This window comes from Arthrobacter sp. 9V (assembly GCF_902506065.1).
Classification (GTDB): domain Bacteria; phylum Actinomycetota; class Actinomycetes; order Actinomycetales; family Micrococcaceae; genus Arthrobacter.
Window position 1 is genome coordinate 1 of record NZ_LR732963.1, and the last position, 1,295, is coordinate 1,295.

Here is a 1,295-nt window from a genome sequence, read left to right on the forward strand (position 1 = left end):
GTCTCGATCGCGACGGCCTCCGGGTAGACCTGGCGCACACCACGCAGGCGTTCGAGCGTGGTGAAGGCGATGCCCTCGGCCTGCCGAGGTGCGTCGATCGGGCCACGGCGACGTGCGGCATCGAGGGGCAGGGTCACGACGGTCACGTCCCGGTGGCCGAGCCCCTGCAGGTACTCCGCAGCACGGCGTGAGGCCTCCCGGTTGTCGAGCTGGACGGGGACAGCGCCCTCGATCTCGGCCGCCTCGATCGCGACGACCGGGATCTGCCGACGGCGCAGCACGGCGACGGCGGGGTCGATCCGCACGTTGCACCCGACGAGCACGACGGCGTCCATCGGGGCATCGACCAGCGGGCCGGCGCCCTGCTCGTCGTCGAGCGGACTCCGGACGAGCAGCAGGGACACCCCCGCGGCGCCCGCTACCTCGGCGATGCCGTCGAGCGTCAGGACGTTCACCGGGTCACGGAAGGCATCGCTCAGGCGCTCGTCCATCACGACGCCGATGACGCCGGAGCGCCCTCGGCGCAGGGAACGAGCACGGGGGTCGGGGCCGCCGTAACCGAGGTCGGCGGCGGCGGCGAGCACGCGGGCCTTGGCGTCCTCGGAAACCGGGCCGAGACCGCTGAACGCGAGCGATGCCGTCGACGGCGCGACACCGGCGGCACGGGCGACCGCGGCGAGCGTCGGGCGTGACGGACGGGTGGCGCCGCCGCGGGAAGGCGACGCGCCGGGTCCTGTTGCCGGTTCGTCCATCGCCCGTTAGCGTAGCCGGAACGAGCAGTCGAATCGATTCGACAACCGCAACACCAGCACCAGAACGCGCAGCACCGAGCGCGTCGCAGCACGATGGGAACCACCATGACGACGCCGTCCACCCGCACCGTCCCGACCACCAAGGCCTGGATCATCGCGGTGTTCGTGGTGTTCACCCTGTCCGGGCTCGACATCGCGACGTGGCTGGGCCGGATCCCGAGCGTCCGCGACTCCCTCGGGGCGAGCACGTTCGAGATGGGCCTGCTCGTGCTCGGCATGGCGGTCGGCTCCATCGGTGGGCTGACGTTCGCCGGACACATCGTCGCGAAGCTCGGTGCGAGGCGGGGCGTGCAGGTGGCTGCGGCATGCCTGGCGCTCGGCATGGTCTTCGCCGGGGTCGCGGTCACGCTCGGGTGGGGCTTCGCCGCCATCTGGATCGCGCTCATCGCGTTCGGCTTCGGCAACGGCCTGTGCGACGTGTCGATGAACGTCTCCGGCGCCGCCGCCGAGAAGGCCGGCGGACGCACGATCATGCCGCTGTTC

The 1,295-nt window shown here is 72.0% G+C and carries 1 protein-coding gene and 1 pseudogene; one reads left to right on the forward strand and one right to left on the reverse strand.

The genetic code is table 11. The features are described from left to right. The coding region (locus BACI9J_RS22775; RefSeq protein ID WP_159736659.1) for a LacI family DNA-binding transcriptional regulator at positions 1 to 752 on the reverse strand (752 nt) is incomplete at its 3' end. 105 nt (positions 753 to 857) lie between these two features. On the opposite strand from BACI9J_RS22775, the pseudogene BACI9J_RS22780 reads away from it, so the two are divergent. Beyond that, positions 858 to 1,295: pseudogene (locus BACI9J_RS22780) on the forward strand (MFS transporter); the annotation flags it as partial.